This is a genomic window from Actinoallomurus rhizosphaericola (genome assembly GCF_024055675.1).
Lineage (GTDB): Bacteria > Actinomycetota > Actinomycetes > Streptosporangiales > Streptosporangiaceae > Actinoallomurus > Actinoallomurus soli.
The window spans coordinates 1-24,814 of sequence record NZ_JAMXMW010000032.1; the positions used below are offsets into that span (position 1 = coordinate 1).

The window sequence follows — 24,814 nt, forward strand, 5'->3', positions numbered from 1 at the left end:
AAACTCTCCGTTAAGGCCAAACGACGATCGTCGGCGAAGACGACCGCCAAACCCTACGAAAAAAATCCCGGCAAGAATCATATTTGCCAAAGGAATCCAAACCAACCACAATCAACCCTGAAAGAGCCGACCATGATCAGCGAGGACCATAAAGGCACTGGCTTTTAGCACACTGTTGAGTTCTCAAGAAACGGACACACACCGTCCGGAACCCGACTCCCGCCGGACCCCGTCTGGGGCAACCCTTCTACTTTAGCGCCCCCGCTCCGCTTGTCAACCCCGATCCGAAGATCTTTTTAGAATCGACACACGAAACCGGAACACCCCCTCCAGACAGCAACCACCCCGACCAGCAGAACCGGCCGCAGCAGCACCACCCAGAAGTTCCCCACCGGGCCGACCGCCGGATCCAACCGGCGTCCTGCATCCCGTCTCGGGGCGACCGCACCATGCTACTCCGTCCGAACGCGAGTCCGGACCGAGCAACTCAGTGCGGGTTCCCCCGGGCCGGCCGCCTTCCGGCGTCCCGCTCCCCTGGGGGCGAAGAGAACATTACGGCCGCCCGAAGACCCCGTCAAATCAAGCGATCCGGCAGGCGAACCGCCACGTGCCGCCGCTCCGCCGGCCCTCGGGTCGGCGGTCACCGGTCGCCGGCGGTCTCGCGCTGCGGGGTCCGCGCTCCGGTCGGTGCGGCGGTCGAGCCGCGGACGACCAGTTCCGGCGTCACCTCGACGACCGAGCCGATCCTGCCGTCGGCGCCGGTGTCGACGAACAGATCCCAGGCCCGCCGGCCGAGATCCTGCTTGTCGACCGTCACCGTGGTGAGCCGCGGGGAGACCAGGCGGCTGAGCGCGATGTCGTCGAAGCCGGTGAGCGAGATCTCGTCGGGTACCGCGACGCCGAGTTCGTCGAACCGGGCGAGCGCGCCCAGGGCGACGTAGTCGCTGAACGCCATCACGGCCGTCGCCCCGCTCGCGAGGGCCGCGTCGGCGGCTCGATGTCCGTCGACACTGCTCGATCCGCACGGGATCTGGACGATCTCCAGGTCGGGCCCGGCGGCCGTCCGGACGGCTCGTTGCCGGGCGCGCTCGGACCAGGCGCGTGCGGGTCCGCGCAGGTACGCGACGCGACGGTGACCGAGTTCGCGCAGGTGGCGGCAGATCGAGGCGACTCCCGCCCCGAAGTCCACCGCCACCGCCGGGATCCGGCTGCCCCGGCTGCGCCGGTTGACGCAGACCAGCCGTGGTACGGCGGACGCCAGCTCGGTGAGCTCCCACTGGCTCATCCGCGGCGAGCACAGGACGATGCCGTCGGCCCACCGGGACAGCTCGAGGGCGGCGTCGCGTTCGGCGCCGGCCTTCTCCCCGGTGTCGGCGACGAGCGTGCGGAAGTCGGCGTGCTGGGCCGCGTTCGTGACCCCTTTGAGCACCTCGGCGAAGTACGGGTTGCTCAGGTCGGGTACGACGACGCCGACCGCGGAGGTGGTGCCGCGAAGCAGTCCCTGCGCCGCCGGGTTCGGCCGGTAGCCGAGCCGCGCGACCGCCGCGCGGACCCGCTGTTCCGGCTCTGCCGAAACGGGCTTGGAGCCCGTGAGGACACGGGACACCGTGGCGGGAGAAACGCCGGCCTCCCGTGCCACGTCGATGATCGTTGCGCGCGGCGGCCGCGCCCCCGTGCCGGTCTGCGCCCTGCCCATGGCGGCATTGCACCATACGTTCCGCCCACCCTGCGCGGGGGATCCGCCGGGAAAGACGGTGGAAGCGGGGTTGACGTCCCCGGACCGGCATGCGACCTTCGGAAAAGGTTTTCCCTAGCTCCTCTGGACGCGGTGCCGGCGCCCGGCCGGCGTGGCGTGACCCGCCAGCCGCAGCCGGAGGAGCTCACCGGCGCAGCAGGGAGGCGGGCATGCGCGGAACGCCGGCTCGATGGGTGTCCCTCCTGGTGGCGGCCGCGATCACCTCGGCGACCGTCGCCACCACACCGACCGTCCCCACCACGCCGACCACCGCCGCCACGCCGACCGGCGGCACTGCGGCGATCGCCACCACCGGCGCCGCGACCGTCGGCGGCGGCGTGAGCGGCATCGACGACGCCGGGTGGCGGGCCGTGCCCGCGAGGTTCTCCCCCGCCGGTGCCCGCCGGGGCGTCTGCGTCGACGCGCCATTGCGGCTCGTCGCCGACCGCCCGCTGGAACCGGGCACGTCCGGTCGCATCGAGGTGCACCGCGCCGACGGCACCCTGACCGACGCGATCGACCTGGCCGACCCGCGCTCGTACCACCGCACGATCGGCGACGCGGTCTCCGACACCGGGATCCCGCACTCCTTCGCGTACGACCCGGTGCTCACCGAGGGGAACACCGCGACGATCACGCTGCACCATCGGCTCGACTACGGGCGGACGTACTACGTCACGGTCGACGCGGCGGCGTTTCCCGGCTTCCCCGGCATCCAGGATCCGACGACGTGGAGGTTCCGGACCCGGGCCGCCCCGCCTCGTACGGGGACCCGGCGGCTGACGGTCGCGGCGGACGGACGGGGCGACTTCTGCACGGTGCAGGGCGCGATCGACTTCGTTCCGGAGGGCAACACGCGGCCGGTGTCGATCGACGTCCGCCCCGGTACGTACCGCGAGATCGTCTACGTCCGCGCCGACCGCCCGCACCTCACGATCCGTGGGGCGGGCCGGGACCGTACCGTGATCGAGTACGCCAACAACAACCGGCTCAACGGGGACACCGCACTCGCCGGGTCCACCGATCCGGGTGACGTCTGCCCGCGCCAGGCGCTGCCCGGCCACGACACGTACAACTGCTGGCGGGCGCTGTTCGGCGTGGAGGCGGCCGACTTCCGGCTGCGGGACCTCACACTGCGCAACACCACGCCGTACGGCGGGTCGCAGGCGGAGGCGTTCCGCGGCAACGCCGACCGGATCACGCTGCGGCGCGTGACCCTGGACTCCTTCCAGGACACCCTCCGCCTGCAGGGCCGCGGGTACGTCACGGACAGCCTGATCTCCGGCGACGTGGACTTCGTGTGGGGCACCGGCGCGGTGTTCATCCGGCGCACCGAGCTGCGCTCCCTGCACGGCGGTTTCGTCACCCAGGCGCGGAACGACGGGACCCACGCCGGTTACGTGTTCGTCGACGATCGCCTGACCCGCGGGCCGGAGGCGCCGGACGCGTCGGTGTACCTCGGGCGGATCGACCCGACGGTGTACCCGGACAGCCAGGTGGTCTTCGTCCGGACGGCGATGGACGCGCACGTCCGGCCCGACGGCTGGCAGCTGAACAACGCCGACTGCGCGAAGGCGCCGAGCGTGCGGTTCTGGGAGTACGGGAGCACCGACCCGGCCGGAGCGCCGCTCGACACGGGCGCCCGCCTGCCGTGCTCCCGCTCGCTGACCGCCGCCGAGGCGTCCTGGTGGAGCGACCCGGCCCACGTCCTGGGCGGCTGGCGGCCCCGATGACGTCCCGCCGCCGAGCCCCGGACCCGCGAGGACGCCGGCGCGTCCGCCCGCCCCAATCCCGTACGGGGCCGGAGACGGCGGTCCGCCGCAGCACCGGAACCCTCCGCCGCAGCACCGAAACCCTGGGAGGAACGCGCACGTGATCCGCCGCCGAACGCCCGCCCGGCTCCGCCGCCGCGCGCCGGTCCTGTTGTCCGGTCTCCTTCTCCTGCTCGCCCTGCTGCCGGTCGCCTCGCCGGGCGCCCGCGCCGCCGAGCCCAGCGCGCCCGCCGAGCCCGGCACGACCGCCGCGGCCTGGCGGGTCGACGCCGCGCCGTTCGGGCTGACCTTCCTGGACCACGGCCGCCCGGTCACCGCGGAGGCGGGCGGGGCGGTCGCCGGGCCGGGCGGCCGGCTGTCCTACCAGGTCGGCGGGTCCGTCACGAGCCAGGACGGCGCGACCTACCACCGCCTGACCGACCTGGTCTCCCGGCGGCCCATACGAGGCGGCACGGCCTACACGGTCGCGACGGACGAACCCGCCCGTACCGCGACGGTCACGGTCACGCGTACCGCGCAGGGCGTGCGGGTGCGGTGGTCGTTCAGCCCTTCGAGCGACGTCACCGCGGTGTTCGAGGCGCTGACGGCGGGCGGGAACGAGCACTACCTCGGCGGCAGCTCCGCCGCGTACGTCGATCTGCGCGGGCACATCCGCGGCTGGAGCCCGGGCAAGGAGGGCAACGAGGCCGGCGACTACTGCCAGAACCAGGAGCAGTCCGCGAGCACGTTCTACCTCAGCTCCGGCGGGTACGGGCTGTGGGCCGACACCGACCACGTCGGCCGGTTCGCGTTCCCCGGCGCGACGCAGCAGAGCGACGGGCCGACCTGCGCGAGCACTCCGAAGCCGCCGAGCGGCGCGGCGCAGCCGTACCCCTGCCCGGTCGCGGCGGCCGCGCAGCCGGACCGGGTGCAGATCTGCGTGAAGGACGCCGGGCTGTCCTACGACGTGTACACCGGCTCGCCGGCGGCGGTGACCAGTGCGTACCACCGTACGGTCGGCCTGCCGAGCATGCCGCCGGCGAGCGAGTTCGCGCTGATGAAGTGGCGTGACGTCAACGCCGACCAGGCGCAGGTGCTGGACGACGTGGCGCAGCTGAAGCGGCTGGACATCCCGGTCGGCACGATCTGGATCGACAACCCGTGGGAGCGCCAGCCCGCCGGCAACACCCACCGGATCAACGGGAGCGCCTGCACGAACAGCGGTGAGTTCGACCCGACGTTCTTCCCGGACCCGCAGAGGATGATCGACGAGATCCACGCGCAGGGCGTCCGGTTCGGGCTGTGGGTGACCTCTCACGTGGTGAGCGCGCCGTCGTCCGCGCAGGGCGGCGGCTCGTGTGCCGGCATCAACGACGTCTGGGCGAAGAACGGCTGGCTCGTCCCCGGCACCAACTACATCGACTTCACGAACCCGGCCGCGCGCGAGCACTACGTCGAGCAGCTCACCAAGATTTTCGAGATGGGCGTCGACATGGCCAAGGAGGACCGCAGCGAGGAGTACCGGTTCGAGACGACGTCGTTCGCGGGCGGCTCGGGCGCGGGCCTGTACCTGCGTTACCCGGACCTTTACCAGTCCGCGGTCACCGAGGCGATGCGGCGGGCGCACGGGAACGACTTCGAGACCCTCGTACGGGCGGGGGTGCCCGGCACGGCGCAGCACACGCACGGCATGTGGGGCAGCGACGTGTTCGAGACCTTCGCTGGGCTGCGCACGTCGGTCCGGTACGGCACGAGCGAGTCGCTGACGGGGCACTTCGCCTGGGGCTCCGACACCGGCGGCATCGACCCGAAGTCGCCGGCGAACGCGACGAACAGCCCGACGCCGTCGCTGTTCACCCGCTGGGCGCAGTTCAGCGCGGTCAGCCCGGTGTTCGAGGTCGGCGGCGCCGGGCTGAACGCCACGCCCTGGAAGTACGACCCCGACACGATCCGGCGGTTCCGCGACGCCGTGACCCTGCACTACGAGCTGTTCCCCTACCTGTACGGGCTGGCGCGGGACGCCTCGCGCACCGGTGTGCCGATCCTGCGGGCCCTCGGCTTCCAGTACCCCGGCGACCCGGACGCGTGGGCCCAGGACCAGGAGTTCATGGTCGGCCCGGACCTGCTCGCCGCGCCGGTCACCGCCGACCGTGCCGACGCCGACGGCGCGGCGGGCCGGCCGACGCCTGTGGACGTGTACCTGCCGGCCGGGCGCTGGGTGGACCTGTACGACGGCGAGGTCGTCGACGGCGGCCGCACGATCACCCGCGAGACGAGCCTCGACGAGTTCCCGCTGTACCTGCGGGCGGGCGCGTCGATCGGGTTCAACACCCGCGTGCTCGGCGGCTGGCGGACCGGTGAGCTGTCCCGGCCGGGCCTGAGCGGCACGCTGTACGCGCCGGAGCCGGGCCGCGCCGTCCGGCTGCGCGTGTCCGGCACCGGGGAACGGCAGACCGTCGTGCTGCTGCCGCGGGCGCCCCGGTCGGTCACCGTGGACGGCCGCGTCCTGCCGCGCGCGGCGGACACCGGCGCGCTGCGGGCCGCGCGGGAGGGCTGGACGTTCGCCTCCGGCCCGTTCGGCGGAGTCGTGCTGAAACTCACCCCCCACGGCCGCGCCGCGGACGTGGCGATCCGATGACCGACCTCCTGGAGGAGCAATGAGCGGATCATGGCCTCGGCGGCGTTTCCTCGGAGCGAGCGGCGCCGTCGTCGGCGGCGGGCTGCTGGCGTCCGCCCTCGGCGGGCCCGCCCTCGCCGGCACCGACCCGTGGCGGGCCGCCGACCGGATCCGCCGCCGGGTGCGCGCGCCGCGCTTCCCCCACCACCGCTTCCGGATCACCGACTTCGGCGCGAAGGGCGACGGCACGACCGACTGCACGCGTGCGTTCGAGGCGGCGATCAGCGCCTGCGCGCGCCGCGGCGGCGGGCAGGTCGTCGTCCCGCCCGGCCGCTATTCGACCGGGCCGATCAGACTCCGCAGCCACGTCGACCTGCACGTCGGCGAGGGGGCGACGGTCCTGTTCAGCCCCGACCCGGCGCGGTACCTGCCCGCCGTCTACACCCGCTGGCAGGGCGTCGAGTGCTACAACTACTCGCCCCTCATCTACGCGTACGGCGCCCGGAACATCGCGATCACCGGCTCCGGCACCCTCGACGGGCAGGCGAGCAACACCGCGTGGTGGCCGTGGAAGGGCAAGCCAGAGTACGGCTGGAAGCCCGGCGATCCACAGGAGGGCCCGGACTGGACGCTCCTGCAGCAGTGGGCCGACCAGGGCGTGCCCGTACGGGACCGGGTCCTCGGTGCCGGGCACCACCTGCGCCCGAACATGATCCAGCCGTACCGCTGCGAGAACGTCCTGATCGAGGGCGTCACGATCGTGAACTCGCCGATGTGGGAGATCCACCCGGTCCTGTCGCGGAACGTCCTCGTCCGCGACGTCACGGTGATCAGCCACGGGCCGAACAACGACGGCTGCGACCCCGAGTCCTCCACCGACGTCGTGATCACCGGCTGTACCTTCGACACGGGTGACGACTGCATCGCGATCAAGGCGGGCCGCAACGCCGACGGCCGCCGCGTGAACGTGCCGAGCCGGAACATCCTCGTCGAGGACTGTGAGTTCCGCGACGGCCACGGCGGCGTGACGATCGGCAGCGAGATGACCGGCGGCGTGGCCGGCGTCTTCGCCCGGAACCTGCGGATGACCAGCCCGAATCTCAACAGCTGCCTGCGGCTGAAGAGCAACTCGATGCGGGGCGGTTACATCCACGACGTGTACCTGAAGGACGCCGAGGTCGGGCAGCTGTCCGTCGCCGCGATCCAGGTCGACTTCTACTACGACGAGGGGCCCGGCCACCCGTACAACCCCGACGTGAGCGGCATCCACGTCGAGGACCTGCACGTCGGCACCACGCAGTACGTGCTGGACATGCGCGGCTACCCGGATGCTCCGATCAAGGACGTCACGCTCGCGCACTGCCGGTTCGACACGGCGACGGCGGCGGACATCGTGGAGAACGTGGAAGGTCTCGTCCTCACCGACGTGACCGTGAACGGCTCCCCGGCCGGCGTGCCTGCCTGATCCCCCGCCGCGGCTATTGGCCGAGTCTGTCCCGGAGGTGGTCGCGGAGGACGACGGCCTGGTTGTGCTCGGTGTCGCGCGCGGAGTACAGCAGCGTCACGCGCCCCTTCCGGGCGGCATCGAGCAACGGGCCTTCGGCCTCGGGCCGTTCGTCGAGCTCGCGGCGGTACCGCTCGGCGAACTCGGCGAACCGCTCGGGCCGGTGCCCGAACCACTGCCGGAGGTCCGAGGAGGGCGCGACGTCACGCAGCCAGCCGTCGATCTCCAGGTCGGCCTTCCGCACTCCACGCGGCCACATGCGGTCGACCAGGAAGACCGCGCCCTCCCCGTCCTCCGCCTCGTCATAGACGCGGCGGATCTCGATAGGCCCCATGCCTGGGCCCTACCCGTCCGGGCGCACGGTGTCACAGGGACGACGACGGGTGTCAGCGCCCCAGGCGGCGCAGGACGTCGGAGGCCAGCTCCTTGACCTGCCGGTCGCCCTGCTTCATCGCCGTGCGCAGGTGACGCTCCGCGGCGGCCGGGTCGGTGCCGGCGAGGACCACGCCGACGTAGCAGTGCCCGAGCGCCGCGACGTTCCGGTCCGGCGAGCCGGCGGCCGTCTCGAAGCAGGCGAACGCCTCGGGCACGCGGTTCGCGTCCATGTAGATGATCCCGAGGTTGATCCCGGCCTTCGGGGCGAACTCCGGGTCTCCGGTGGCGTAGGCCGTCTCGAAGGCGTTCTGGGCGCCCGGGACGTCCCCGACGCCATGGAGGATCTCACCGAGGTGGAACGCGCCCCGGGGCGCCGCCGACGGGACGCCGGACTCCATCGCCTTCCGGTAGAGCGGGATCGCGCCCTCGACGTCACCGGAGCGGTCGCGGATGAGCGCGAGCTGGAGGGCCGCCTGGGGCACGACGTGAGGGACCCCGCACTCGAGCGCCACGGCCAGCACCTCGACCGCCTGCTCGTCGTGGCCGGCCGCGCTCCGCATCTCCGCCAGGGACAGCGCCGCCAATCCCGCGCTCCTGCGCCGCGGCATGCCGATCACCCGCTCGTACTCGGCGGCCGCCTGCGCGTGCTTTCCGCGCGACTCCAGGATCACGCCGCGCAGGTAGGCGGCCTCCGCCAGCACGTCGAGGTCGGTGTTCCTGACCGCGTCGTCGATGGCCGCCAGGGCCTTGCGGTGCTTGCCCCGCTTGAGCTCGATCCAGCCCAGTGCCAGCCGCCCGGCGGCCAGGACCTTGGCGTCGCCGTCGGCGAGCGCGCTCAGGGCCACGCGCCGGGCCGTGTCGAGGAAGCCGAGCGCGGCCAGCCCGCCGCTGAGGTCCAGCGCGAAGTCGAAGTCGAGCCCGAGCGCGTTCTGCTCGATCAGCGCCTCGACGCGAGCCGGCGAACGCATGAGTTCGGCCAGCTGCGCCTCCTGCTCGGCGTCCAGGACCGCCGCCACGAGAGCCTCATCCGGGTCCTCACCGGCCTGCTCCGAAAACATCCGCACCGCCCTTTCCGTTGATCAGTCCACCGGCCGTGTCGTTCGTGACGCGTCACCGGTGCCGGTGCTCCTGCTCCGAGGCCGCGAACCGGACGGCCATGATGGGCAGGCCGGTGACGCCGAGCTCGCGGATCGGGCGAAGGTGGTTCAGCAGCGGGAACAGCGCGCCGTGCCACGGGCCGCGGCCCCGGGGAGGGCGCAGGTCGCGCAGCTCGGCGATGTTCGGGATGGCCCGGATGCGGTCCTTCTCCGCGGCGTCCACCGCCCAGGGCATCGGCGGCGCCTGATAGCCCTGGGCGGTCGTCATGCGGCCCTCCACCGTGCGGCGGCTGAACCACGGCGGCACCCCGTCGAAGATCATCGTGGTGCCAGGGAACCGCTCCGCGCACGTGGCGAGGAGCCGGTGGACCTGGTCGGGCTCGAAGTACATCAGGAGGCCCTGGGCCGACAGGAGCAGGCCGTTCGCGGGATCGGCGTGCCGGGTCCACTCCTCGTCCAGCGCCGAGCCGGCGAGAGTCCCCCGCCGGGGAGGGTCGTCGGGCAGCAGGCGCGCACGCAGCTCGACGGTCTCCGGGAGGTCGACCGTGAGCCAGCGGACCCGGCCGTTGTCGACCCGCCAGAACTGGGTCTCCAGACCCTCGCCGAGCGCGACCACCTGGCCGTCGGGATGCTCGCCGAGAAACCGCCGGACCTCGTCGTCGAAGCAGCGGGCGCGCAGCGCCTGCCACTGGCCCAGCCCCGCCGCGCCGAACCGGTCCGCGAAGGGGTAGTCGAGGGCGTCGACCAGCTCGATGGCCTTGGGATCGCGCAGGACCGCGTCCGGCCGCCTGGCCTCGGTCGCGCGCTGGTAGAGGTTCCAGAGCAGTGTCTCCGGGACTCCGTCGAGCGTGACCTTCACACGATCCGGCATCCGTGCCTCCTTCCGTGCGGCGGGCGAGATCAGACCGGAACCTGCCGGATAGACGGTGGCGCGCGGCCGATGGTTCCCGGCGCGAATATCCGCACGAAAAAAAGAGGCCCGGAGAGTCGGACTCTCCGGGCCTCACTGGTAGCGGGGGCAGGATTTGAACCTGCGACCTCTGGGTTATGAGCCCAGCGAGCTACCGAGCTGCTCCACCCCGCGTCGGTGTGGTCATACGTTATTCGGCCTCGACGCCCGGCGCAAATCGATTCCGCGCCCGCGCCGCTTCCGGAGCCCCGAGAACCCCGCCCCACCTGCACGGATACCGAGCACGATCGGTTCGCGGCGAGCGCGCCCGAGCGAACGTGGGACTTCGACGATCCGTCGATCACGGGGAGCCCGGACGTGCGCGAGCGTCCAGCGGACCAACGGTCCATAGCAGAAGCACTGCGATAACGCGCCGACTCCACCAGAACGGATAAGTGACCTGATTCGGTCGCCCGGAAAACGCGCGCAATCCCTCAAAAGACACATAAAGGCCGTTGAATTCACCCCTAACGCGAGCCCCTCGCACACCGAACCAAGGGGGATTCATGAAGCTTCCTGTGCGTGTTCTCGCCGTCGGGGGCCTCGCGGCGGTGCTCGTCTCGACGGTGGGACTCTCCGCGGCCGACGCCTCGACCACGGACTCGACGGTCACCATCACCGCCACCCGGACGGCGGGACCCGGGGTGCGGGCCGCCGCCGACGTGATCACCTGCAAGATCACCGCGCACAACCCGCACTACTCCCACCACGCGCACGCGAAGAACCGCGACATCGTGAACGTCACCGCGGACCTCAAGTGCAGCAAGAAGGTGGCGGGGATCTCCATCCAGGTCGCGCTCTACAAGAACAACACGCTGTACAAGAAGAGCGCCGTGAAGCGGAACGCCGGCAAGAACTACATCAGCCAGAACGCCGCCCGCCGGTGCGTCAAGAAGCAGCACTACACCGGGGTGGCCGTCGGGACGGTGAACTTCCCGCCCGGTTACACGCCGTCCTCCCAGAGCGGCCGCAGCCAGAGCAAGACCGTCTACATCGCGGCCTGCAAGAAGAAGTGACGCGCTCAGCCGAGCGGGTCGGACAGCTCCGCCGGTAGCGCCTCGAGACGCGATCCGCCCGTCAGGTCCTCGACCAGGCGGGCGGATCCGCCCACGTAGGTGGAGTCCAGGTCGACGTCGGTCGCCACGCACCACGCCCGGTCCTCCGGCCAGATCAGGCTCGGCGACTGCGGAAAGAAGTAGCCCGGTCCCCGGTCGCCGAACTCCGTCGCTGCGTCGAGCGGCCCTTCGTACAGCAGGTGGTCGCGGCCCGGCAGGTGGAACACCGGGCCGTCGGCGTCGAGCCAGCCCCAGCCGTCCCACAGGCCGAAGTAGCAGTGCTCCGGCGTGCCGGTGTGCGCCGCCAGGACCTCGCAGAGGACCGGCAGCAGCTCCTCGGGGAACGACCCGGCCCGTGGCTCCTCGTCCTCCGGCCCGGCGATGTCCTTGAAACGCGTGCGGGAGTCGACGGCGCGCCCGGAGCGTTCGGCGAGCTCGCGCCAGCGCAACGGTCGCCCGTCCGCCGACTCCGCGGGGTGCAACAGCCTCGCGTACGCCGCGAACCCGGCGGGCAGCAGCGCGTGCACGCCGGAGTCGAAGTCCCCGACCCCCGCTTGGATCCACGCGGCGGGCGAGACGTCGGCGAGGGGTCTAAGACGGAAGAGCATGGCTCCAGCCTCCGGCGCGGGCGCGGGCGGCGCAAGCGGTTGGAACGACAAGAGGCCCAGAGGATGATCCTCTGGGCCTCTCGACCTGGTAGCGGGGGCAGGATTTGAACCTGCGACCTCTGGGTTATGAGCCCAGCGAGCTACCGAGCTGCTCCACCCCGCGTCGATGGCTCAACTCTATGGGGCACGGGGAGCGCTGGCAAATCGGCGTCCTCACCGCGTCGGCTTCGGCGTCGGGGTCGGGGCCGTCGGCGGGCTCGTCGCCGGTGTCGCCGTCGCCCTCGGCGTCGCGGACGTCGTCGGCGCCGGCCGGGCGCCACTCTGCTTCTGCAGCCTGGCCAGCTCGTCCAGCGCGGTCTTCAGCCGTTTCTGCGCCTCGCCGTACCCGGCCCAGTCGTTGTTCTTCAGGGCCGTCTGGGCGTCGCCGTAGGCGCGGTTCGCCGCGTCGATCGCCGCGCGGATGTCCTCGTTGGCCTGCAGGGGCGGGCCGGTGGTCGCCGCCGCGCCGCCGCCGAGCACCTGGCCGAGCGCGTCCTGGAGGGTGGCTCCGAAGCCGATGTCGTTGCCGTACGAGACCAGGACCCGTTTCAGCAGCGGGTAGGCCCCGCCCCCGGAGTTGGCCTGCAGGTAGACGGGCTCGACGTACAGGAATCCGCCGCCGAAGGGCAGCGTCAGCAGGTTGCCGCTGACGGTTCTGGATCCGGGGCCGCGGAGCAGGGTCAGCTGCTGTGACACGGTCGGGTTGTTCTCGAAGGTGTTCTGCACCTGCTCCGGTCCGGGCGTCACCTGGCTGCGGGGCACCTGGAGGATGCGGATCCGCCCGTACGTCGGGCTCGTCGGCACGCTGTCCACGGCCATGAAGGCGGTCAGGTTCGTGACCTTGCCCTTCGGCGTGAACGTCGAGGTCAGCGAGAAGCCCGGGTCGGTCGCGCCGGGCATCTTGACGCTCAGGTAGTACGGCGGCTCGACGGTGCCCTCACCGGTCGGGTCGTCGGGGATCTGCCAGAAGTCGCCGCCGCCGTAGAAGGCCTGCGGGTTCTGGACGTGGTAGCGGGCGAGGATGCCGCGCTGCACCTTGAACAGGTCCTCCGGGTACCGCAGGTGCGCCAGGAGGTCGTTCGGGATCGCCGACCGCGGGCGTACGGTGCCGGGGAACGCCTTCATCCAGGTCTTCAGCACCGGGTCCTTCTCGTCCCAGGCGTAGAGGGTGACGGTGCCGTCGTAGGCGTCGACGGTGGCCTTCACCGAGTTGCGCATGTAGTTGACGCGGTCCCCGGCCTGGGCCGCGACCGACACCCGGCTCTCGGTGTTGGTGTCCCGCGTGGCGTCGGCCAGGCTGGTGCCCTCCGAGTAGGGGTAGTTCGTCGCGGTGGTGTAGCCGTCGACGATCCACACGATCCGGCCGCCGACGACCGCGGGGTAGGGGTTGCCGTCGACCTTCAGCCAGGGCGCGGCCTTCTGCACGCGCTCGCGCGGCGTCCGGTCGTACAGGATCCGCGACCTGGAGTTGATCGCGCCGGACAGCAGGAGGTTCTTCTCCTTGAACCGCAGGGCGTACAGCGTCCGGTCGAACAGCGAGCCGATCGGGACGCCGCCCTTGCCGTCGTAGGCGGTGTTGGTCTGCCCGCTGGGGCTCTTGTCGTCGGGGTAGTCCACCTCGCGCTGCTCGGTGCCGCCGACGATGGAGTAGCCCGGCGAGCGTTCGCCGAAGTAGACGCGCGGCTGGGTGATGTTCAGCGAGCCGGTCGGCGGGATGTCCTTCTCGGTGAAGACCGGTGCGCCCTGGGCGTCGACCTGGTTGCCCGGGGCGGCGACGAAGCCGTACCCGTGCGTGTAGACGAGGTGGTTGTTGATCCAGTTGTTCTGGCCGGACGGCGGCCCCGCGATCTCCCGTACGGCGACGACGGTGTCGCGCAGGCTCCCGTCGTCACCGGGGTACCGGTCGATGTCCAGCGGGTTGGGGAATTTGTACCACCCCTTGATCTGCTGGAGCTGCTGGTACGTCGGCGAGACGACGGCGGGGTCGAGCAGCCGCACGTTGGGCAGGGTCGAGGTCTCCTGCTTGGCCTGCTCCGGCGACAGCTTGGTGTTCGGGACGTAGTCGGTGACCTGGGTGTCCGCGACGCCGTACGCCTGGCGGGTGGCCACGATGTTGCGGCCGATGTACTTGGCCTCCTTGTCCACCTCGTTGGGCTTGACCTGGAAGGTCTGGATCAGCAGCGGGTAGACGCCGCCGATGAGGATGGCCGACAGGACCAGCAGGCCGAACGCCATGCCGGGCAGCATCGCGCCGCGCCGTACGAGCGTGGCGAAGAACATCAGCGCGCAGATCAGCGCGATCACCGCGAGGATCGTCTTGGCGGGCAGCACGGCGTTGACGTCGGTGTACGAGGGGCCGGTGACGACCCCGCGATGGGAGTCGGCCAGGCCCCACCGGTCGAACCAGTACGCGACCGCCTTCAGCAGCACGAAGACGCCGAACAGCACGGACAGGTGCGCGCGCGCCGCCGACCCGACCCGCTCCCCCGGTCCCTGCAGCCGCAGCCCGCCGTACAGGTAGTGCACGATCAGCGCGGCGACGAAGGCCAGGATGACCGCCGCGAACAGGAAGCCGAGCACCAGCCGCAGCAGCGGGTACGTGAAGACGAAGAACGAGATGTCCTTGTGGAACTGCGGATCCTTGACGTGGAACGGCTGCCGGTTCACGAACGCCAGCCAGGTGCGCCACCGCCCGGCCGCCGAGGACCCGGCCAGCAGGCCCGCCAGCGTCAGCACTCCGGCGAGCAGCAGCCGGCGGTGCGGGTCCACCGCGGCGCGGTAGCGGTCCAGGCCCTGCTGCTCGACCGAGGCCGGGCGGTACGGCGGGCGCAGGCGGTAGGCGATGACGACGTTGGCGCCGAGGATGAGGATCATCAGCAGACCGGCGCACAGGAACAGCGTCACGCGCGTGGTGATCTGCGTGGTGTAGACCGCGGAGAACCCGACGGATCGGTACCAGAGCACGTCGGTCCAGATCGCGGTGAACGCGAAGAAGAGCGCCACCAGGATCGCCAGGATCACGATGACGCGTGCCAGCAGCCGTGATCGGCCCACGCGGATCCGGCTGAAAGAGCCGGGGCTTCGGAAGGACACGGCCACTCCCCTTCGCCGGGTTTCTCTGATGGGCAACTTACCGACCTTCGCCCGGGTTCCCGCGACGGGGCGGACACCTGTGGCGGAATGGTGTCCGGCGGCGATGAAAAGATGGGCCAATGACCCGATTGGAGGAGGTCGTTCGCGACCTCGAGCGTCACGCGGCCGCCGCGGGCTGGGACGCCCCGCCCCGGCTGTACGCCCTGGTGGAGGCCCCGGAGCTGAACCGCACCGAGCCCGAGCTCGCCCGGCAGCTCGGCGTCCCGGACGAGCCGGACGGCATCGCCGCCCTCGAACAGCCCGATCTGCCCCTCGACCGGCCGATCGAGGACGTCCTGCACGGCATCGAGTGGCCCGGTCAGGTCGCCGGCTGCGCGCTGATCCTCGAGCGGATCCTGCTACCGGAGGACGCCGAGGACGAGGCGCCGGACGAGGACCCGGCGACCTGGGCGGCCCGGCATCCCGGCCGGGAGGACGTACGCCTCGTCGTGGGCGTGCTGCGCGACGGGTCCCGCTACTCGGCCATGCGGCTGCGCGGCCACGACAGCGACGACGAGGTGCTCACCGGCCCCGAGCTCGTCCCCCACCTGACCGACGCGCTGGCCTCGACGCTCGACTAGTGCCTGTCTCGACGCTCGACTAGTGCCTGTCTCGACGCTCGACTAGTGCCTGTCTCGACGTCCCCGTCAGGCGGCGGGGCAGGCGGGGACGTTGCCCTGGCCGGTCCGGATGGCGGCCAGGGCCTGCAGGGCACCGTGCATGGTGTCGACCCGGACCAGCCGCAGGCCCTTGGGCTTGGAGGCGACGGCGTCGGCGCAGTTCTGCGTCGGGGTGAGGAAGACGGTGGCTCCGGCCTGCCGCGCGGCGACCATCTTCTGCTGGATGCCGCCGATCGGCCCGACCTGGCCGTCCGGCGTGATCGTCCCGGTGCCGGCGATGAACCGGCCGCCCGTGATGTCCTCGGGGGTCAGCTTGTCGTAGATGCCGAGGGAGAACATCAGCCCGGCGCTGGGGCCGCCGACGTCACCGACGCTGATCTTGACGGTGACGGGGAACTGGTACTTCTCCTTGAGGATCACGCCGACGATCGCCTTGCCCGCCTTGTCCGGCGAGACGACCGTCTTCACCGGCACCTGGGTGTCCTTGCCGTCCCGCTTGACGGTGAAGGTCACCGTGTCGCCGGGCTTGTGCGCGCCGACGCCCGCGGTGACGCCGGTGATGTCCTTGATCTGCTTGCCGTCGATCGCGGTGATCTGGTCGCCGGGCCGCAGCCTGCCGTCCGACGGCAGCCCCTTCTGGACGGAGTCGACCAGGACCGCGGTGGTGACGGGCTTGTGCAGCTCGTTCATCGCGGCGGCGGTGGCGGACTCCTGGGAGTCCGTCATCTCCTGGACGTTCTCCTGCTCGACCTTCTTGGTGGAGACGTTCTTCGGGAAGATCGTCTCTTCAGGCACGATGGCGACGTCCGGATCGAGCCAGCCGCGCAGCGCGGTGAACAGGTCGATCCGGTTCCCCGGGCCGCCCTGGTAGGCCACCGTGACGAAGTTGAGGTGCCCGTCGGTCGGGTACGTCGGCGCGCCGGTGATCTGGATCAGCGGGCTCTTGCCCAGCCTGCCGAGCGTGTCCGTCGTCGGACCGGGACGGAGCGCGACGTACGGCACGGGCATGAGCGCCGCGGCCAGGCCCAGCAGAAAGATCAGGCAGCTCGCGACGACCAGAGTGGCAGCACGGCGGGACATGCCCGGAAGCCTACGCGGTCGAACGCGGCCGCCGCCCCCGGGTCTTGCGACGTGGCCCCTCCAGGGCATCACGGAAACGCTTGAAGTGCTCGATCTCCTCGAACGACCCCCGAACACGTGGCCTGCGTCCCCGCAGGGTCATCAGGGCCCCCGTCAGCAGAGCCACGGCCACCGGGATGGCCCACCACGCCAGAATGGACATGCGCGTCACCTCGGTACGAAGCGTTACACCCAGGGTAACCTGCGCGCTCCGCCGCAGGTCAGTTCGCGCCCACCCATTCTTCGTCGCCGTCCGTGAAGCTCTGGTGCTTCCAGATGGGGACCTGCGCCTTGAGGTCGTCGATCAGCATCCGGCAGGCGGCGAACGCCTCCGCGCGGTGCGGGCATGCGGCGGCCACGACGACGGCGAGATCGCCGATCTCCAGGTCGCCGACCCGGTGCGCCGCCGCGATCGCGCGCACGGGGAACTCCGCGGCGACCTTCTCCATGACCGTGCGCAGCGCCTCGACGGCGGTCGGATGCGCGGAGTAGGACAGCCGCGCCACCGCGCGCTGGTGGTCCTCGTCGCGCACGGTGCCGACGAACAGCGCCGTGCCGCCCGCGCCGGGGTCGGCGACGGCGGCGAGCACCTCGTCCACCGAGAGCGGGGTCTCACGGATTTCGGCCAGCCGGATCACGTCCACGGACGAACGGTACCCGCTGGGCCGACCATCGTTCCTGGTCGGTACGGGCCGCATCTGGGAGGCGTACACGGGCCTAGTGGTCGCATCCGCGAGGGCTCCCCGCCTCCGGACCTCGCACGTACCGAGGCCGGAATCCGTTCGGCCCGCGCCCGAAGTCGGCCGGGACCCGCCTAACTGCGGCGCTTGCGCCGAGCCCGTCGCACGATCGCCGCGGTGCCGATGACGGCGACGGTCGCGCCCGCGGCGGTGGCCATCGTCGCCTCCTTGCGGGCCAGCCTGCGGCCGACCACGGCGTGCCGTCCGGAGACCTCCTCGAGCAGCGCGGCCAGCGCCTCGGCGTTGTCGTGCGCCGGCTTCCAGCCCGCCCGGCGCAGCGTCGCGCCGTCCGCCACCCAGGGATAGACCACGTAGTGCAGGTCGGTGGCCGGGGCCGGCGTCACGCCGATGCGGTGGAGCCGCTGCGCGGTGCCGAAGGTGATCGCGGCGGGCAGCTCGAAGCGGCGCCGTCCCGTGATCTGCTCGACCTCGTCCTGCTCCAGCCAGCCCTCGCTGCCGACGGCGACGCGGCCGGAGATCTCCCCGGTGATCGCGAGTTCGAGGGCGCTGACCAGGTCGTCGATGTGACAGAACTGCCAGCGGGGCTCGCAGCCCTTGACCGTGAGCAGCCGGGGCGCCTCGAAGTGACGCGTCACCACGGTGTCGATCCCGGGACCGACCAGCGCGGCGGGCCGCAGCACGGTCACCGTCATGCCGGGATGCGCCACCGGCGCCATCGCCGCCAGCTCCTCGATCTCCAGGAAGTCGCCCACGATGCCGTCGTCGGGCTCGGCCGCGAGCGGCGAGTCCTCCGGGAGGGGCACCGGGTTCTCCGCCTGCGCGCCGTACACCATCGCGCTCGTCATGACGATCACCCGCCGGACCCGGACCGCCGCCGCGGCGGTGATCACGGTCTGCGCGCCGCGGACGTTGTACGCGCGCCGCTCCCGGTGGTCGGTGTCCGGTGACAGGTCCATGTCGAGGTGGACGATCACGTCCACGTCGGAGATGCGGTTGGTCAGCTGCGGGTCGCGGACGTCGACCACGCGCCAGGTGATCCCCGACACGTCCCCGCGGTGGTCATCGAGGCCGATGACCTTCTTGATGTCCCCCGAGTCCGCCAGGCGGGCGACCAGGGCACGTCCGATGCCGTCGGCCGCCCCCGTGACGGCGACGACGGGCCCCGTGCTACGCCGTGGGCGAACCTCTCGTGTACTCAAGTCGAGTGAGTCCTCCTAACGCACGCCCCCGGCCGTCGACCGGCTAACGTGAAGGTTGTGACCTATTCATCCTGCCTGAGGTCGAGCCTGTGAGCGACATCCCCTTCGGGTTCAACCGCCCGGACGAGCCCGGCGACGAGAACAAGCCCGGAAACCAGGGCCCCTTCGGCCCGGGCGGCATGCAGGATTTCGCCGCCATGCTGCACCAGTTCGCCGACATGCTGGCCGGCCAGTCCGCGAGCACCGGCCCGCTGAACTGGGACCTGGCCAAGGACGTCGCCCGGCACACCGTGGTCGAGCGCGGCGACCCCTCGGTGGTCGACGCCGAGCGCCGCGCGGTCGTCGAGGCGCTGCGGCTGGCCGACCTGTGGCTGGACGAGGCGACGACGCTTCCCTCGGGGATCCGCACCCCGCAGGCGTGGAGCCGGTCGGAGTGGATCGAGAACACCCTGCCGGTCTGGTCCAAGGTGTGCGACCCGATCGCCGCGCGGATGGTCGACTCCATGGGCGAGGCCATGCCCGAGGAGATGAAGGCCGTCGCCGGCCCGCTCGTCGGCATGATGCGGCAGATGTCGGGCGCCATGGTCGGTGGGCAGGCCGGGCAGGCGCTGGGCACGCTGGCGCTCGAGGTCGTCGGCTCCGCCGACGTCGGGCTGCCGCTGGCCCCCGAGGGCGTCGGCGCGCTGCTGCCCGCCGGAGTCGCCGCGTTCGGCGAGGGGCTGGAGGTCGGCGCCGACGAGGTGCGCGTCTACCTGGCGCTGCGCGAGGCCGCCCACCAGCGGCTGTTCGGGCACGTCCCGTGGCTGCGCGCCCACCTGCTCGGCGCGGTCGAGGACTACGCGCGCGGGATCACCGTGGACCTGTCCAAGATCGAAGAGGCCATCGCCGGAGCGGATCTGACCAACCCGGAGGCCCTGCAGCAGGCTCTCGGCGGCGAGCTGGCGCTCACCCCGGAGGAGACGCCGCAGCAGAAGGCCGCGCTGGCCCGGCTGGAGACCGCGCTGGCCCTGGTCGAGGGCTGGGTCGGCACCGTCGTCGCGGCCGCCGCCGACGGCCGGCTGCCGTCCGCGGGCAAGCTCGGCGAGGCGGTGCGCCGCCGGCGCGCCACCGGTGGCCCCGCCGAGCGCACCTTCGCCACGCTGGTCGGCCTCGAACTGCGGCCCCGGCGGCTGCGGGAGGCCGCCGACCTGTGGGCCGCCCTGGGCGAGGCGCGCGGCAACGAGGGACGCGACGCGGTCTGGGCGCACCCGGACCTCATGCCCACCGCCGAGGACCTGGACGCCCCCCAGGCATTCGTCGAGGGCAAGGGCGCCGACCTGGACATCTCCCAGTTCACCGAGCCGCAGGACGAGTCCGGCCGTGACGAGGCCGGCGACGGCGAGTCCGGCGACGGCGGCTCCGGGCCCCGCGACTGACCCCCGTTCACAGATCAGACGGCGCCGGCGCGGCCGCGCCCGTGAGGTGACCATGACGCTGCACGCCGACGCCGTACGGACGCTGTCGGACTGGACGGCGCCCGACGTCGAGCAGGACCTGCTGCGCCGCGACTTCCTCGCGCACCTGTCGGCGCACGAGAACGCCATGTGGCGCGAATGCGTGCCCGGCCACCTGACGGCCAGCGCGGTCGTCCTCGACTCCGCCGGGGAACGGGTGCTGCTCACCCTGCATCCGAAGGCGGGCATGTGGCTGCAACTGGGCGGTCACTGCGAGCCGCACGACGCCACGCTCGCGGGCGCGGCGCTGCGCGAGGCGACCGAGGAGTCCGGCATCGACGGCCTGCGCCTGCTGCCGGGCCCCCTCCACCTCGACCGGCACCGCGTCTGGTGCCACGGCGGGTCGTACCACCTGGACGTCCAGTACGTCGTCGTTGCCCCGGACGGTGCCCGGGAGCGGCTCAGCGAGGAGTCCGACGACCTGCGCTGGTTCCCCCTCGACGGCCTGCCCGAACAGACCGACGAGGTCGTGCGCCGCCTGGTCGCCCGCGCCCGCCGGCTGCAGCCCGGTTCCTGAGCCCGCCCCGTCCGCGCGGGCGGCACGCGTCCCCGTACGGACGGCGCACGCGTCCCCGTACGGGCCCGGCCGAGCGGGAGTCCAGCGGCTCTCGACCCTCCGGAGAGGACGTCACGCGACGATCCGGTGCGGGATCGCGACCGGAGGGCCCGCATGCGAGAAGACGACGTCCAGGGATCGATGCTGCGGCGAGTGCTGCGCTCCTTCCAGCACTGCCTGATCTACATGGGGGCCGGCACCTGGTCGTGTCCCGAGATCTACGACGCCCTGTGGTCGAACGAGGCCCAGCGCCAGGGACGGCTCCCCGAGCAGATCACCGCCTATGAGCATCTCCCGAGCCACGAGCGCCGCCTCCTCATGCGGTTCGACGACGAGTTCAGGCGCGAGAACGAGAGGTAGGCCATCGCGGCGTGGCGCGGCGATCACACGAGCGCGGCGGCCATCCGGGTCGCGGAGTCCCTCACCGCGACGCGATGCAGCACCACGTCGTGGCAACGTCACACGGTCCCCATGCCGCCGCCGATCCGTTTCAGCAGGCGGTAACGGCCGGCCAGCATCCGACCCGGATGATCTTCCACAGGATCGCAAACCATCCCGCCGACCGGATCGCCGGAAAGACACGGGATCGCACCGGACGACGGCGCGGCGCCGCCCGCTCGTGCGAAGATCGCCGCAGATCCCCTCGGGCGGTGGTGGAGTCATGGCGCGGTTGATCCTGTCCTCCAAGATCCTCGACGGTCTCGACTTCGGCGCGCCGTCCGCCGAGCGCGACATCGGGCGCGGCCTGGAGAAGTGCTTCGTCGAGTCGGCCACCTACAACCGCGTCCACTCGGGCGCCAAGACGGTGCTCCTCGGCAACCGCGGCTCCGGCAAGAGCGCCATCTTCCAGGTGCTCGCCAAGCGCGAGCGCACCGCGGGGAACCGCGTGATCGAGCTGTCCCCCGAGGACTACTCGTACGAACTGCTCAGCTCGACGATGGCCGCCGAGAACGCCGGCTCCTGGGCGAAGCACGGCGCGTACGCCGCCGCCTGGAAGTACCTGCTCTACGTCCTGGTCATGAAAGAGGTCGCCCGGAAGGGCATGCGGCTGGCGAAGGGCGCGGGCGCCGAGATCAACGGGTACATCCGCAACAACCACGCCAACGTCCAGATGGGCCGGCTGTCCGTCCTCGTCTCGTACCTCAAGCGACTGGAGAACATCAAGCTCGGCCCGATCGAGGCGGGCGCGAAGACCCGGGAGCTCGACCGGCTCTACAAGCTGGAGGAGATCCACTCCCTGCTCCCCGCCCTCCGGAAGGTCCTCGACCGGCAGCGCGTCACGATCGTCGTGGACGAGCTCGACCGGGACTGGGACTCCTCCGAGGACGCCAAGGCGTTCGTGGCCGGGCTGTTCCAGGCCTGCGTGTCCGTCAACGCGCTGCACCCCAACCTGTCGGTGTACGTCTCGCTGCGGCGGGAGCTGTACGACGACATCCCCGCGCTGTACGAGGACGCGCAGAAGTACCGGGACCTGCTGGAGACGATCCGGTGGAGCGAGGACTCCCTCCTCGAACTCATCGCCAAGCGCATCCGGTACTCCGCCCGCGAGATGGGCTACGACGCCCAGGTCCTCGACCGCTCCGACGACCTGACCTGCTGGAACGCCGTGTTCGCCCCGGTTCCCGGCGAGCCCGCGGACGGCTCCTTCCGGTACGTCGTCGACCGTACGCTGTACCGCCCGCGCGAGATCATCGAGTTCTGCACGACGGTGCTGGAGGTCGCCCGGGACCGTACGCCCGCCCTTCCCCTGCCCTTCGAGGCGATCCGGCTCGCCGAGCGGGGCTACTCGGAGGAGCGGACCAAGGACATCGCCGCGGAGTACCGCTTCCAGTACCCCGGCCTGCTCGGCGTCTTCGAGGTGTTCCGCGGCCGGGACCACACGTTCGGCCGGGAGGACCTGCAGTTGCTCTGCCTGGAGCTGATCCTCGGCGACGTCCCGGCGCACGGCACGTCATCGTGGCTGCCCGCCCGCGACCCGGACGGGCTCATCGAGATCCTCTGGCAGACGGGCTTCCTCACCGCCCGGCCCGTCGGGGACGTGGCCCCGGCGGGCGACGGCCCGGGGGCGTTCATCGGCGTGCACCAGGTGCAGCATCTGAACCTCGCGGCGGTGCAGCGCTTCCAGGTGCACCCGATGTTCCGCGCCTACCTCGGGATGCGCACCGGATAGGAGGGACCGACCATGGACGACATCGCGCAGCCGTACGGACCGTTGATCGAGACCACCATGCGGCTGATCACGTGGAACGTCTGGGGGCGGTTCGGCCCCTGGGAGCAGCGCGAGGCAGCGATCCGCGCGACCCTCGACCGGCACGACGCGGACGTCGTCGCGCTGGTCGAGGCGTGGGGCGGGCAGGAGCGGCGCTTCGGGATGCCGCACCACGTCTTCGCCGGAGACGTGGTCAGCAACGGCGCGACGTCCGGGATCGCGGTGCTGTCACGCTGGCCGATCAGCCGGCACGAGTGGGTGCGGCTGTCCGGCCGGGGAGACACCGGCGGCGACGTGCTGTGCACCGAGATCGACGGTCCGCGTGGGCCGGTGCAGGTCTTCCTCGCCGCCCTCGCCTGGCGGCTGGAGCACAGCGCCGAGCGCCGGCAGCAGGTACGGGAGATCGCCGCCCGCATCGCCGAGCGGCAGAGCCGCCGGCACCCGACGATCCTGTGCGGCGACTTCAACGCCGACCCCGACAGCGACGAGATCCGGATGCTGACCGGCAAGACCGAACCGGCGGCGCGGGACCTGGTGTTCTACGACGCCTGGGCCACGGCTGGGACGGGCGGACCGGGATACACCTGGGCGAACGCGAACTCCTGGGCGGCGCCGATGCTGTGGCCGGACCGCCGGATCGACCACGTCCTCTCCGCCTGGCCCCGCCGTGGCGGCGCCGGCCACCCCGTGCACTGCGAGGTCATCGGCACCGACCCGATCGACGGGATCCTGCCGTCGGACCACTACGGCGTCCTGGCCGACCTCCGCTACTGAGCGCCGGGACGGCGGCCGCCTCCCGCACCTCGACGCGCGCCTTGTCGGCGGTGAACGCCGTGGTCATGGGCTCAGGTCGGGAGGCGGGAATCCCACTCGAGCAGACGCGGCAGGTCCTCGCCGGCACGGATCGGGGACGGGCGGGATGCCCCTCCGCCGCCGGTGGATCCGGCGGGTGACGGTCTGGCGGCGGTCATGCGGGCGCTGGCGGCGATGTTCTCATCCGTTCGCGGCCGTCGCAGCCCCGCGTACGCCGTCAGCGCGGCGTCCAGGGTGTCCGCGTCGCGCAGCGCCTTGGCCAGGACGACCGCGTCCTCCATCGCCATCGAGGCGCCCTGGCCCGTCGCGGGGGACGCGGCGTGGGCGGCGTCGCCGATGATCAGCATTCTGCGGGTGTGCCAGCGGGGGACGGCGGGCAGGTCGTGGGCGTTGGTCGCCATGAGCCGGTCACCGGTCGCCGCGACGATGTCCGCCGCCGGGGTGGCGTCGGGACGGAGCAGCGGAAGCAGCTCCGCCTTCCATCGCGCGGCCGTCCCCGCCGCGAGCTCCTCGGCGGACAGCTCATCGTCCGTGACCCGGGCGAACCAGTAGGTCGTCCCGTCCGGCGACACGGCGTAGCCGAAGGCGGCCGCGCTCCCCCGCACCATCTCGAACGTCCCCGGCCGCTCCGGGGCCGGCGCCTCGTCGGCGTATCCGTAGAAGACGCGCTGACCGGCGTAGCGGCGCGGGGCGCCGGCCGGATCGATCACTCTCCGTACGGTGGAGTTCAGCCCGTCCGCGCCGATCAGCAGGTCGCAGCGGGCGGTGTCGCCGTCTTCGAACCGGGCCGTGACGCCGGTGGCGTCCTCCGCCGCGGCGATCAGCCGCTTCCCGTGCCGGATCCGGATCCCCCGGCGCAGCGCCTCCGCCCGCAGGACCGCGCAGAGCTCCGCGCGGAGCAGGCAGCGGTACCGGGTCAGCGGGTCGCCGTGCTCCCCCATCGGCCGGGCGGCGATCTCGGCTCCCGTGGCGTCGGTCAGGCGCAACGTCGTGAGCGGGAAGCCCGCCTCGGCGACCGGGCGGGCGGCGTCGAGCTGCGCCAGCGCGAGCATCCCGTTGCTCGCGAGGGTGAGGAACGCGCCGAGGTCCGCGTCGGCGACCGGATGCGCCTCGTACACGGCGACCTGGAGTCCGGCCTTGTGCAGGGCCAGCGCCGCCGTCAGGCCGCCGACGCCCCCGCCGGCGATCAGAACCGATGTCATCCCCGTGTCTCCATCCCCGCCCGGCTGCTCCCGGACCGAA

Annotated in this window: 21 protein-coding genes and 2 tRNA genes; 10 read left to right on the top strand and 13 right to left on the bottom strand. The window is 71.9% G+C overall.

The window, feature by feature from the left end; translation table 11 throughout:
* Positions 1-640 precede the first annotated feature (640 nt).
* The gene (locus NE234_RS41735; protein WP_252786701.1) at positions 641-1,696 is read right to left on the bottom strand and encodes a LacI family DNA-binding transcriptional regulator; all 1,056 of its coding nucleotides are present in this window, start codon (positions 1,694-1,696) and stop codon (positions 641-643) included.
* A 209-nt stretch (positions 1,697-1,905) separates the two neighbouring features.
* Here NE234_RS41735 and NE234_RS41740 point away from each other — a divergent pair, with 209 nt between their 5' ends.
* The 3 genes from NE234_RS41740 (at position 1,906) to NE234_RS41750 (ending at position 7,568) form a co-directional block, all read left to right on the top strand.
* On the top strand, positions 1,906-3,468 hold the full coding sequence (locus NE234_RS41740; RefSeq protein ID WP_252786702.1) for a pectinesterase family protein: 1,563 nt from the start codon (positions 1,906-1,908) through the stop codon (positions 3,466-3,468).
* 139 nt (positions 3,469-3,607) lie between these two features.
* The gene (locus NE234_RS41745; RefSeq protein ID WP_252786703.1) at positions 3,608-6,124 is read left to right on the top strand and encodes a TIM-barrel domain-containing protein; all 2,517 of its coding nucleotides are present in this window, start codon (positions 3,608-3,610) and stop codon (positions 6,122-6,124) included.
* A 19-nt stretch (positions 6,125-6,143) separates the two neighbouring features.
* Positions 6,144-7,568: a glycoside hydrolase family 28 protein gene (locus NE234_RS41750; RefSeq protein ID WP_252786704.1), complete on the top strand. Its 1,425-nt coding sequence runs from the start codon at positions 6,144-6,146 to the stop codon at positions 7,566-7,568.
* A 13-nt stretch (positions 7,569-7,581) separates the two neighbouring features.
* Here NE234_RS41750 and NE234_RS41755 read toward each other — a convergent pair whose 3' ends face one another.
* The 4 genes from NE234_RS41755 to NE234_RS41770 form a co-directional block, all read right to left on the bottom strand.
* On the bottom strand, positions 7,582-7,941 hold the full coding sequence (locus tag NE234_RS41755) for a DUF488 domain-containing protein (protein ID WP_252786705.1): 360 nt from the start codon (positions 7,939-7,941) through the stop codon (positions 7,582-7,584).
* A gap of 52 nt (positions 7,942-7,993) precedes the next feature.
* A complete protein-coding gene (locus NE234_RS41760) occupies positions 7,994-9,040 on the bottom strand; it encodes a tetratricopeptide repeat protein (protein WP_252786770.1) in 1,047 nt (348 codons plus the stop codon).
* A 52-nt stretch (positions 9,041-9,092) separates the two neighbouring features.
* A complete protein-coding gene (locus tag NE234_RS41765; RefSeq protein ID WP_252786706.1) occupies positions 9,093-9,950 on the bottom strand; it encodes a class I SAM-dependent methyltransferase in 858 nt (285 codons plus the stop codon).
* A gap of 136 nt (positions 9,951-10,086) precedes the next feature.
* Positions 10,087-10,163, bottom strand: a tRNA-Met gene (locus NE234_RS41770).
* 371 nt (positions 10,164-10,534) lie between these two features.
* On the opposite strand from NE234_RS41770, the gene NE234_RS41775 reads away from it, so the two are divergent.
* Positions 10,535-11,044: a hypothetical protein gene (locus NE234_RS41775; RefSeq protein ID WP_252786707.1), complete on the top strand. Its 510-nt coding sequence runs from the start codon at positions 10,535-10,537 to the stop codon at positions 11,042-11,044.
* Between the two features lie 5 nt (positions 11,045-11,049).
* On the opposite strand, the gene NE234_RS41780 is transcribed toward NE234_RS41775, so the two are convergent.
* The 3 genes from NE234_RS41780 to NE234_RS41790 all read right to left on the bottom strand — a co-directional run bounded on the left by NE234_RS41780 (position 11,050) and on the right by NE234_RS41790 (position 14,823).
* Positions 11,050-11,691, bottom strand: a complete 642-nt coding sequence (locus tag NE234_RS41780; RefSeq protein WP_252786708.1) for a hypothetical protein — start codon at positions 11,689-11,691, stop codon at positions 11,050-11,052.
* Positions 11,692-11,777: 86 nt separating this feature from the next.
* Positions 11,778-11,854: transfer RNA gene (locus NE234_RS41785), tRNA-Met, on the bottom strand.
* Between the two features lie 50 nt (positions 11,855-11,904).
* Complete coding sequence (locus NE234_RS41790; RefSeq protein WP_252786709.1) at positions 11,905-14,823, bottom strand: UPF0182 family membrane protein; 2,919 nt, start codon at positions 14,821-14,823, stop codon at positions 11,905-11,907.
* A gap of 119 nt (positions 14,824-14,942) precedes the next feature.
* On the opposite strand from NE234_RS41790, the gene NE234_RS41795 reads away from it, so the two are divergent.
* The gene (locus NE234_RS41795; RefSeq protein ID WP_252786710.1) at positions 14,943-15,443 is read left to right on the top strand and encodes a PPA1309 family protein; all 501 of its coding nucleotides are present in this window, start codon (positions 14,943-14,945) and stop codon (positions 15,441-15,443) included.
* Positions 15,444-15,509: 66 nt separating this feature from the next.
* Here NE234_RS41795 and NE234_RS41800 read toward each other — a convergent pair whose 3' ends face one another.
* From NE234_RS41800 to NE234_RS41815, 4 genes are all read right to left on the bottom strand, one after another.
* Positions 15,510-16,562, bottom strand: a complete 1,053-nt coding sequence (locus NE234_RS41800; protein ID WP_252786711.1) for a YlbL family protein — start codon at positions 16,560-16,562, stop codon at positions 15,510-15,512.
* Between the two features lie 10 nt (positions 16,563-16,572).
* Positions 16,573-16,764, bottom strand: a complete 192-nt coding sequence (locus tag NE234_RS41805) for a hypothetical protein (protein WP_252786712.1) — start codon at positions 16,762-16,764, stop codon at positions 16,573-16,575.
* 58 nt (positions 16,765-16,822) lie between these two features.
* Positions 16,823-17,245: a molybdenum cofactor biosynthesis protein MoaE gene (locus tag NE234_RS41810; protein WP_252786713.1), complete on the bottom strand. Its 423-nt coding sequence runs from the start codon at positions 17,243-17,245 to the stop codon at positions 16,823-16,825.
* Positions 17,246-17,415: 170 nt separating this feature from the next.
* Positions 17,416-18,501: an NAD-dependent epimerase/dehydratase family protein gene (locus NE234_RS41815; RefSeq protein ID WP_252786714.1), complete on the bottom strand. Its 1,086-nt coding sequence runs from the start codon at positions 18,499-18,501 to the stop codon at positions 17,416-17,418.
* A gap of 89 nt (positions 18,502-18,590) precedes the next feature.
* On the opposite strand from NE234_RS41815, the gene NE234_RS41820 reads away from it, so the two are divergent.
* The 5 genes from NE234_RS41820 (at position 18,591) to NE234_RS41840 (ending at position 23,533) form a co-directional block, all read left to right on the top strand.
* The gene (locus NE234_RS41820) at positions 18,591-19,916 is read left to right on the top strand and encodes a zinc-dependent metalloprotease (RefSeq protein ID WP_252786715.1); all 1,326 of its coding nucleotides are present in this window, start codon (positions 18,591-18,593) and stop codon (positions 19,914-19,916) included.
* A gap of 52 nt (positions 19,917-19,968) precedes the next feature.
* Complete coding sequence (locus tag NE234_RS41825) at positions 19,969-20,511, top strand: NUDIX hydrolase (protein WP_252786716.1); 543 nt, start codon at positions 19,969-19,971, stop codon at positions 20,509-20,511.
* 153 nt (positions 20,512-20,664) lie between these two features.
* Positions 20,665-20,910 carry a hypothetical protein gene (locus tag NE234_RS41830; RefSeq protein ID WP_252786717.1) on the top strand — a complete coding sequence of 82 codons (246 nt, stop codon included), beginning with the start codon at positions 20,665-20,667 and terminating at the stop codon, positions 20,908-20,910.
* A gap of 301 nt (positions 20,911-21,211) precedes the next feature.
* Positions 21,212-22,720, top strand: a complete 1,509-nt coding sequence (locus NE234_RS41835) for a P-loop ATPase, Sll1717 family (RefSeq protein ID WP_252786718.1) — start codon at positions 21,212-21,214, stop codon at positions 22,718-22,720.
* Positions 22,721-22,732: 12 nt separating this feature from the next.
* Entirely contained in the window at positions 22,733-23,533 is an 801-nt protein-coding gene (locus NE234_RS41840) for an endonuclease/exonuclease/phosphatase family protein (protein WP_252786719.1), read from the top strand.
* 71 nt (positions 23,534-23,604) lie between these two features.
* On the opposite strand, the gene NE234_RS41845 is transcribed toward NE234_RS41840, so the two are convergent.
* Complete coding sequence (locus tag NE234_RS41845; RefSeq protein WP_252786720.1) at positions 23,605-24,774, bottom strand: FAD-dependent monooxygenase; 1,170 nt, start codon at positions 24,772-24,774, stop codon at positions 23,605-23,607.
* Positions 24,775-24,814: the final 40 nt, after the last annotated feature.

Bases quoted from the DNA above. Each gene is read 5' to 3' on its own strand.
- NE234_RS41735 (WP_252786701.1), bottom strand. From the start codon at position 1,696: ATGGGCAGGGCGCAGACCGGCACGGGGGCGCGGCCGCCGCGCGCAACG.
- NE234_RS41740 (WP_252786702.1), top strand. From the start codon at position 1,906: ATGCGCGGAACGCCGGCTCGATGGGTGTCCCTCCTGGTGGCGGCCGCG.
- NE234_RS41750 (WP_252786704.1), top strand. From the start codon at position 6,144: ATGAGCGGATCATGGCCTCGGCGGCGTTTCCTCGGAGCGAGCGGCGCC.
- NE234_RS41755 (WP_252786705.1), bottom strand. From the start codon at position 7,941: ATGGGGCCTATCGAGATCCGCCGCGTCTATGACGAGGCGGAGGACGGG.
- NE234_RS41760 (WP_252786770.1), bottom strand. From the start codon at position 9,040: ATGTTTTCGGAGCAGGCCGGTGAGGACCCGGATGAGGCTCTCGTGGCG.
- NE234_RS41765 (WP_252786706.1), bottom strand. From the start codon at position 9,950: ATGCCGGATCGTGTGAAGGTCACGCTCGACGGAGTCCCGGAGACACTG.
- NE234_RS41775 (WP_252786707.1), top strand. From the start codon at position 10,535: ATGAAGCTTCCTGTGCGTGTTCTCGCCGTCGGGGGCCTCGCGGCGGTG.
- NE234_RS41780 (WP_252786708.1), bottom strand. From the start codon at position 11,691: ATGCTCTTCCGTCTTAGACCCCTCGCCGACGTCTCGCCCGCCGCGTGG.
- NE234_RS41795 (WP_252786710.1), top strand. From the start codon at position 14,943: ATGACCCGATTGGAGGAGGTCGTTCGCGACCTCGAGCGTCACGCGGCC.
- NE234_RS41800 (WP_252786711.1), bottom strand. From the start codon at position 16,562: ATGTCCCGCCGTGCTGCCACTCTGGTCGTCGCGAGCTGCCTGATCTTT.
- NE234_RS41805 (WP_252786712.1), bottom strand. From the start codon at position 16,764: ATGTCCATTCTGGCGTGGTGGGCCATCCCGGTGGCCGTGGCTCTGCTG.
- NE234_RS41825 (WP_252786716.1), top strand. From the start codon at position 19,969: ATGACGCTGCACGCCGACGCCGTACGGACGCTGTCGGACTGGACGGCG.
- NE234_RS41830 (WP_252786717.1), top strand. From the start codon at position 20,665: ATGCGAGAAGACGACGTCCAGGGATCGATGCTGCGGCGAGTGCTGCGC.
- NE234_RS41835 (WP_252786718.1), top strand. From the start codon at position 21,212: ATGGCGCGGTTGATCCTGTCCTCCAAGATCCTCGACGGTCTCGACTTC.
- NE234_RS41840 (WP_252786719.1), top strand. From the start codon at position 22,733: ATGGACGACATCGCGCAGCCGTACGGACCGTTGATCGAGACCACCATG.
- NE234_RS41845 (WP_252786720.1), bottom strand. From the start codon at position 24,774: ATGACATCGGTTCTGATCGCCGGCGGGGGCGTCGGCGGCCTGACGGCG.